This is a genomic window from Patescibacteria group bacterium (genome assembly GCA_018817085.1).
In the GTDB taxonomy this organism is placed as follows: domain Bacteria; phylum Patescibacteriota; class WWE3; order CG2-30-40-12; family CG2-30-40-12; genus CG2-30-40-12.
The window spans coordinates 1-7,576 of sequence record JAHIUT010000019.1 but is presented as its reverse complement, the minus strand read 5'-3'; the positions used below and the strand labels follow the sequence as shown (position 1 = coordinate 7,576).

Genomic DNA, 7,576 nt, shown 5'->3' with positions numbered 1-7,576 from the left:
TGTTGGCGTTTTTTTATAAAAAGCCGTAACCACAAATACATCCTCGCCGAAAGAGGATATTTTGGTCTTTATTTCGAGGAGAGGAGGAATCCAAAACTTTTTTCGTTTAGCAGTTTGAGCAAACAATTTGTAAAACTCTTCAACCAAAATCGGGTTCAACCCTATTTTTACCTTGGTTTCGCGCTTGATTTTTTGTCTGGTGTCTTTGGAAAAGCTTTTGAGCAGGGTTTCTAGACTTGGCTTTAAATCCACAACTATAGTTTTGGTAAAGGATAGCGGTTCTTTATAGGGGCGATAACGATGTTTTGGAAAAATATTTTCGTTTTCGCAAGTTTTTGGTTCTATTATCGCAAACAATGCCCTTTTTTCTCGGGCTATTTTATCTACTTTATTAAGAAACTCCTCGGATATCTGCGAAGGTCGTTGAATTTTAATTGCTGACCAAAACAAAAGAGGCTTAATTCGCACAGCCTGCGGGATGTAAAGGGATTCCCAACCCAAGCTTTTTAAGTAATTTCCCCATTGGTGAGATTGTTTAATGTCCACAGTATTAGTATCAAAAACTTAACTAAGGAGTATCCTTTGAAAAAGGATACTCCTTTTTTTAAATCATTTTTTAAATTTTAATAACACCCACCTTATCTTTTCCGCCATATTAAAAAGTTTGTACGGTAGCGGTTCCAAAACCAAATCCCAAGAATCTTCAAATTCTACAATATTTCCGCCAAACCCCAGCTTAAATTTTGTAAACCCATACCACGGGTCTTTGCTGTTTTCGGGATTGTCCGCAATGCCCCACATATCAAAATATTTGCAATTTAAACTTTTTCCAAGTTTTATCGCCTCCCACGCCATTAGGTTTGAGGGCATTAGATTTTTATATTCTTCCGAAGACCCTCCGTATACATAATAAATTACTTCCTTATACACAAAAAGCAACCACGCGGTAAGCGGTGTATCCTCTTTGTACGCAATAAGAAGTTTCGCCATATCGCGCTTAGAAAGTTCCTCAAAGACGGTTTTAAAATAGTGGTCGTTGTGGATGTAAAAACCCTGCCTTTTAGCGGTTTCTTTTTGCAGTTTTAGAAAAATAGGAAGCTTTTCTTTATTAGCTTCTTTTACCACTACCTCCTTTTTGGGCGCAAGCCGTATGTTGTATCTTGTTTTGGAATGCATCTCTTTTAGGAGGGTTTCTTCGCTTTTGGTTAAATCCAGAAACAAAGTTTTTTGCGCAAAAGTGTTTTTAGGAGCCTTAACGCAATATTTTTTAAACTTTTCCGAAAATTGTCCCTTTGCGCTGTTGGGCGTGTCAAATCTAATGCATACGCAGTTATTGTCTTTCCCAAGTTTTTTGATATCGTTCCAGTCAATTTCTGAAGGCGACACTTTAGGGCAAAATCCAAAATTTTTGTTAAGCATAGGAATTTTATGGAGCGTAAATTGGACGCCGTTTTTTGTCCTTACGCTTTTTGTTCCCAGCATTGTTTTTACCTCTCCCCACGCTGGTGATTGAACGATGTGGGGGGGAATTTTGTTTTTTCTGTCTATAAACATTTAATAATTTTACCCCTCTCTGTTTATGCTAACTTTTTCAATCTTAAATCTCAAATCTGAATTTCTCCAGCTTTAAGGTTTTGAGATGTGGTTTTGACATTTTACATTTTACTTTTGACATTTGATATAAGTTCTCCCATTCCGTCAAAGTCAATTCCTGCGCTCTTTTTTGCGGAGGAATCCCCGCTTTTAATAAATCTTCTTTTCCAAAAATGTTTCCCAGCATTTTTCTTGGGTGTTTAAATCCCCTATGCAAAAACGCCGACCATTTTAGCATATCGTCTGTGGCAGGCAGGGTTTTATGTTTTTCTATATGTATTATAGCGGAATTTACGGAAGGTTGTGGATTAAAGGCGAAAGGTTTTATTTTTTTGGTAAGTTTTGAGGTTCCGTACAAAGACACAAAATTTGAGAGATATGTGGCGTTTGGGGGTACGGCGCATATTTTCTTTGCTACCTCGTATTGAATTATAAAGGTTATGGTCTTGGGCGGATTTTCCGCTGTGAGGAGTTTGTGTATTAGCGGAGAAGTTATTTGATAAGGAATTGCTCCAACCACTACATAATTATCAACCAGCCTCGCCTGATGGCGGTCTAGGCGGGTGAATTTTAAGATATCAGAATTTACAATTTTTACATTGCGAAGGTCACTCACATTTTTTTCAAGTTGTAGGAATATGTCTTTATCAATTTCTACGGCCAAAACCTCTTTGGCTTGTTTGGCAAGCTCTTTTGTAATAGTTCCTGTTCCCGCCCCCACTTCTATTACAGTATCTTTTGGAGAGATATTCGCCACGGACAAAAAAGCTAAAAGGACATTTTTGTCCACCAAAAAGTTCTGTCCCAGCGCTTTTTTTGGTTTTAACATTTGTTCAGTTGATTTTACCATACCTTTGTACTATTATAGTTCTCACAATGCTTTTAACACCTCATGTTTTTATAGGTTTAGTTATAGCGAAGTTTGTGCCAATCCCTTTTTTAGCTGTGCCGATAGCTCTTTTGTCCCATTTTTTAGGGGATTTAACGCCCCATTGGGATTTTTTTAGCAACACTAAAAAAGAGGAACGGTTAAAGGGGTGGCGTGTTCTTGCGGTTATGGCGGACATTGGGTTAGGTATTGGGGTTGGTGTTTTATTTACTGCTAAATACCTTTGGCTTGACCATAACACGGCTCTGGCGATAACAAGTTTTTTATGTGGTATTGTGGCGGTACTGCCCGATGTTTTGGAGGCGCCGTATATTTATTTGGACTCTGCCCCCGCTTTTATAAAAGGCTTAACGAATATACAGAGAAAATTGCAAACGCAGGCCCCTATGCTTATTGGGATAACTATTCAGATTTTGATTATTTTGGGGAGTTTGGTGTATCTAATTTAATTCTTTGGATGCCATTCCGTGCGTAGACACGGAATCTAGGAAAGGAATGTCTGGATTCCGGATCAAGTCCGGAATGACAAGCGGTTGTTGCTTGGGTTTAAGAGTTACTCTTTCCCCTTCTTCACGCTAAACAAATTAAACAAAATAATAACAAACCCTACGATACCGCCAAAGGTGGTTACGGTAAGGATGGTGTTTTTTCCGGAAGACACTATAGCGCATATTCCTAAAGCGGCGGTTATTACCCAGTAAAATAGGGCGACTTGAGGTTTGGACCACCCCATGTTCAAAAGTTTATGATGCAAATGTTCCCGGTCTCCGTAGAAAGGCGATTTGCCTTTTGAGACTCTTCTAACTATTGCCACTGCGCCATCCATTAAAGGAATAAGTAATACCAAAGAGGCTATAGCTACTTTTGATACCGAAAGAAGGGCGGTTGACGCCAGAACAAGTCCTACGGCGGTTGCCCCAAACCCCCATAATATTTTTTGAGGGTACCAAGTAAAAAGGGTTGTTCCAAAAACTGCGCCTGCGGTTATAACGCTTAAAGTTGCGGTATTGATGTTTTCTTGGTCTATTTTTGCAAATCGCAAGGAAAGAATGGCTATGGTCAAAGCGGCAATTCCCGCAATTCCCGAAAACTGCCCGTCTATGCCGTTTGACCATGACAAAGTGTTCATTATCCAAAGCATCCACATTATGGAAAATATTACAGCAAGAATATAAATTTTATGTTCAGTACTAAATGCCGAGAACTTAAACACCACCGAGTCCAATTTTATTGGGCCGTTAAAAGGATTGTTTAAATAAAAAATAATAACGCCAAATAAACTTGGTATGGCGGCAATCATTGCCATAGCGCCCAACCTTATATATCTGTTTATATCTTTGTATTTGTCATCCAATACCCCCAAAAGGGTCATCAGGCTTGTTCCAATAAGAATGCCGATAGTTCTTTTGCTGTTTAATGGCAGAAAAATAAGAGAGGTAATTATAAAGCCGGCGTAAAAAATTAAGACTCCCGCGCGAGGAATGGGTGTTTTAATAAGCATAGCGGGATGGCTATCGGTGTTTGGGTTTGTTACTATATTTAATTTGCGGGCAAGTTTAATAATGTACTTTCCGCTAAAAACGCTTATTAAAAAGCTTATTAAGAACGGAAATAGTATGTTTATAAATCTCGCGTCCACTTTGTTATAAGGAAAAAAGGAGAGGTTGGCAACAATTTTTAGCAAAAAGGCGGTTATAAGAAAACCAACGAAAATATTTAGATAATTAAAAATGGTGGCGTACTCGTTTTTCCGTTTGTTTATGGAAGCATTTATTATTAGCAAATGAACGAGGCTAAAAAGCGTTTGGGCTATCGGTATTAGATAAAGAAAAACCTTTGGCGCAAGTTGCCCCTCTCCCCAGGTTCTGGTGAAAAAAAGAGGTACTTGGTTGGGCAAATCTCTGCCTAAAATTTTTATCATAAAAAGCGAACACAACACAAGTCCAAAAGATATGGTTTGAGAGATTAAGAATTTTTGGTCGGTTTTTAGGTTTTTTAGTAAAAGGTTCATCTTATTTTTGGTGTGTAATAAGTTTTTTTAAATTTTTTCCCAAACATCATTTTAGTTTCCGCCTCCAAAAAAGGAATAAACGAATATGTTAATAAGTTTATCATTATTAATGGCCCTTCTAAATACGCCATTACTTTTTTCCACCATGGCCATTCTTCTGGTATTTTGGGCGCGAGTTTTAATCTAAAATGGGTAACTGGAATTATTAAAATTAGAGCGGAGCTTAAAATTAGACTTATTATTTGAGGCAGACGATAAACTGCGGACGAATGGCGGATAGTTTTACTTACGAGTGTTAATAGGGCAAACCCAAAGGTAATTAAAAAAGCAATGGTTCTCCATATAAAATGCCGTTCAATTTTTGAGAATGTCCATAAAAGTTTTGAAGTTTTGGGGATGTTTTTTCCTTTTATGAACCCATACATTGAAATGGGAAAAACTATGCTCCCCCAACCCCAGCGCACGAGCTGTTTGTATAAACTAATGTGGGATTTAACAAGAGACTCGCCTTGAACGGCGTCGTTTGAGACGGGGATAAAGTAGCACCTGCCTTCAAAATCCCCGTCTCGGGCAAAAAAAGCTCTCCAAAAGAACACACTGTCGTCAATGGTGGTTACATCCCAAAAGTGGGCATCTATCAGAGTTTGCAAAGCGGAGCTGTAGCAAGAAAAAGTTTCGCGGGTGGCTTTTTCTATAACCCAACTGGACAAAGTTCCTAAAGTTACACTGTTTGCTTCTATTCTCATTTGCATAGGTACTTTCCAAAGGTTATTGTTAAAAAGAAAAACAGCGGTGCTAAAAAATTTATTTAATCTTTTGTCGCTCACTAAATACTCGTACGAAAGTCTTGCAAAAAATTCTTTATGCACTACGGTATCCGAATCCATAGTAGTGAAAATAAAATCTTTTATTTCAACCCCCCCCTTTTTTAAATCGGGTATGGCGTGTTTAGCGCCCCATGTTCTGTTTGGCGACCCAACGCCGGTTACCTCTCCCGGGATATTGGCAGGATGCGTGTAAACTAAGAGGTTTTTAAAAGGATATCTTTCCTTTATTTTTCGTAGAGATGTTTTAACTATTTTTTCTCCCTTTTCTTCTATGGGAACGACAATAAAAAAGTTTTCTTTTGGGTAATTACTTTCCCACAGAGCTTTAAATGTGGGTTCCAACACTTCAAACCGCTCACTTACGGTGGGGATAAGAATAAAATGTTTTAAAGCGGAAAAATTTTTTGGAAGTTCGTTTGTATCGGGCAGTTCCGAGAATTTAAGTTCCTTGCATTTTTTAAGCCAATTTATTTTAATTTCGGCATAATATAGTTTAATGCCTTTTAAAGTTCCCCAAGCGTGGATAGTTGCGCGGTATATCCAGTAAATGGACAAAAAGGTTAAAAAAAACAACATAATTCGGGGAGCGAGAATCCCAAGCCATATTGGGGACAAAAGCGTTGCCCATGTTATAAAACCCGGCACAATTTCAAGAAACCTAAAAAGAAGAGGGTGTTGTTTTTCTATTTCTATGTAGGTTTTATGAATGTCGGTAGTCATAAATTATTAGCTTCACGGTGTCATTGCGAGCGAATGCAATGAGCAAAGCAATCTAGGTGAGATTGCTTCTCCCTCGCTAAAGCTCGGGATCGCAATGACGGGCGTGTCAACCTTTTCCTATCCTCCTAAACAATGGTTCGGACGCCTTTATTCCCCCGCTTGAAAATATTTCCTTTATCCTTTCCGCCGTTTCGGGCATAAAAGGTTTTAACAAGGTCGCCACATTTATTAAATCTGTTAAAACAGGTTCCATAATTTTTATTCTTTCGCTTCCTCCCTTTTCCCACGGTTTTTTTTCTTGGATGTACTTGTTCAATTTGTTTATGTAAAGCTGTATTTCCTGCAATGCCAAATCCGGCCTGTAACTTTCCATATTTTCCTGTATTTTAGTTTTGAGATTTTCGGTTTTGGATTTGAGATTTGAGATTTGAGATTTGAGATTTTGCTCTTCTAGAAGTTTGGCTGCCCTTGACACCAAATTCCCAAGATTGTTAGCAAGCTCGCTGTTATAAACTTCTTTTATTTTATCCAAAGAGATATCTGCATCTTCAAGCAATGGTCCGTATTTAAGGAGATAGTAACGGACAGCGTCCGTTCCGAATTTTTCTGTTAGTTCCGAAGCTTTAATTACATTCCCCAGACTCTTGCTTATTTTTTGTCCGTTTAGGCTCAAAAAAGAGTTAACATAAACGGTATCGGGAAGTTTTTTTCCCGCCGCTTTAAGCATTGCCGGCCATAAAAGGGTATGCCACCTGGCGTTGTCTTTTCCTAAAAAGTGAATTATTTTGGTATCGTTGTCCCAAAACCCAAGAGGCTTGGCGTAGGTGTAATAGTTTATTAGAGCGTCAAACCACACATAAATCACTTGCGTTTTGTCTATAGGCAAGGGGATGCCCCATTTTAGAGTTGGGCGGGATACGGGAATGTCGTTGACGCCTTGTTCCAAAAAAGACTTCATCTCGTTGAATTTTGCTTTGGGCAAAACAAAGTTTGGGTTTTTGGCAAAATGTTTTTCTAAAAAATCTTGAAAAGCCGACCATTTAAAAAAGTAGTTTTCTTCGGATAGTTTTTTAATGTCTTTGGTTTGGTGTAAAGGGCATTTACCCGCAACTAAATCTTTTGCGGTTTTGTATTCTTCGCATCCTTCGCAGTAAAAACCGGTATATTTTGCTTTGTAAATAAATCCCGCTTTATAAACCTTTTCAAAAAAATCCGCCGCCGTTTTTTTATGGTCGTCGTCCGTTGTTCTTATAAATCTGTCGTAAGAGATATTAAGAGAGCTTTGTTCTTTTTTATCAAGAAATGCGATTTCGTCCACGAATTCTTTAGGGGTTTTGTTGTTTTCTTTTGCCGCTCTTTCCACTTTTTGTCCGTGCTCATCGGTTCCTGTTAAAAAGCGGACATTTTCGCGTCCTATTAAATTTCGGTAATAACGGGCGTAACAATCGGCTAGCACCTTTTGGTAAAGGTGACCAATATGGATTACATCGTTTGTATAGTCTATAGCGGTAGTAATAAGAACCTTTTTTAGCATAT

7 protein-coding genes are annotated in these 7,576 nt (G+C 38.3%); 1 reads left to right on the top strand and 6 read right to left on the bottom strand.

Annotated elements, in window-relative coordinates; translation table 11 throughout:
- The 3 genes from KJ678_01315 to rsmA all read right to left on the bottom strand — a co-directional run.
- Positions 1-546, bottom strand: a 546-nt coding sequence (locus tag KJ678_01315) for an aminoacyltransferase (GenBank protein ID MBU1016784.1), incomplete at its 3' end; no start/stop codon positions are given.
- A 63-nt stretch (positions 547-609) separates the two neighbouring features.
- Positions 610-1,554: a peptidoglycan bridge formation glycyltransferase FemA/FemB family protein gene (locus KJ678_01310; protein ID MBU1016783.1), complete on the bottom strand. Its 945-nt coding sequence runs from the start codon at positions 1,552-1,554 to the stop codon at positions 610-612.
- A 43-nt stretch (positions 1,555-1,597) separates the two neighbouring features.
- Positions 1,598-2,443 (bottom strand): ribosomal RNA small subunit methyltransferase A, encoded by an 846-nt coding sequence (gene rsmA, locus KJ678_01305; protein ID MBU1016782.1) that lies wholly within the window; start codon positions 2,441-2,443, stop codon positions 1,598-1,600.
- Positions 2,444-2,469: 26 nt separating this feature from the next.
- On the opposite strand from rsmA, the gene KJ678_01300 reads away from it, so the two are divergent.
- Complete coding sequence (locus tag KJ678_01300) at positions 2,470-2,931, top strand: hypothetical protein (protein ID MBU1016781.1); 462 nt, start codon at positions 2,470-2,472, stop codon at positions 2,929-2,931.
- Between the two features lie 104 nt (positions 2,932-3,035).
- On the opposite strand, the gene KJ678_01295 is transcribed toward KJ678_01300, so the two are convergent.
- The 3 genes from KJ678_01295 to metG all read right to left on the bottom strand — a co-directional run.
- Complete coding sequence (locus KJ678_01295) at positions 3,036-4,493, bottom strand: undecaprenyl/decaprenyl-phosphate alpha-N-acetylglucosaminyl 1-phosphate transferase (GenBank protein MBU1016780.1); 1,458 nt, start codon at positions 4,491-4,493, stop codon at positions 3,036-3,038.
- Positions 4,490-6,040: a glycosyltransferase family 2 protein gene (locus KJ678_01290; protein ID MBU1016779.1), complete on the bottom strand. Its 1,551-nt coding sequence runs from the start codon at positions 6,038-6,040 to the stop codon at positions 4,490-4,492. Before KJ678_01290 ends, KJ678_01295 begins: the two co-directional genes overlap by 4 nt.
- Before the next feature lie 106 nt (positions 6,041-6,146).
- The coding region (gene metG / locus KJ678_01285; GenBank protein MBU1016778.1) for a methionine--tRNA ligase at positions 6,147-7,576 on the bottom strand (1,430 nt) is incomplete at its 5' end.

Excerpts from the sequence above, each read along its gene's own strand:
- rsmA (MBU1016782.1), bottom strand. The coding sequence starts at position 2,443 with ATGGTAAAATCAACTGAACAAATGTTAAAACCAAAAAAAGCGCTGGGA.
- KJ678_01295 (MBU1016780.1), bottom strand. The coding sequence starts at position 4,493 with ATGAACCTTTTACTAAAAAACCTAAAAACCGACCAAAAATTCTTAATC.
- KJ678_01290 (MBU1016779.1), bottom strand. The coding sequence starts at position 6,040 with ATGACTACCGACATTCATAAAACCTACATAGAAATAGAAAAACAACAC.
- KJ678_01300 (MBU1016781.1), top strand. The coding sequence starts at position 2,470 with ATGCTTTTAACACCTCATGTTTTTATAGGTTTAGTTATAGCGAAGTTT.
- KJ678_01310 (MBU1016783.1), bottom strand. The coding sequence starts at position 1,554 with ATGTTTATAGACAGAAAAAACAAAATTCCCCCCCACATCGTTCAATCA.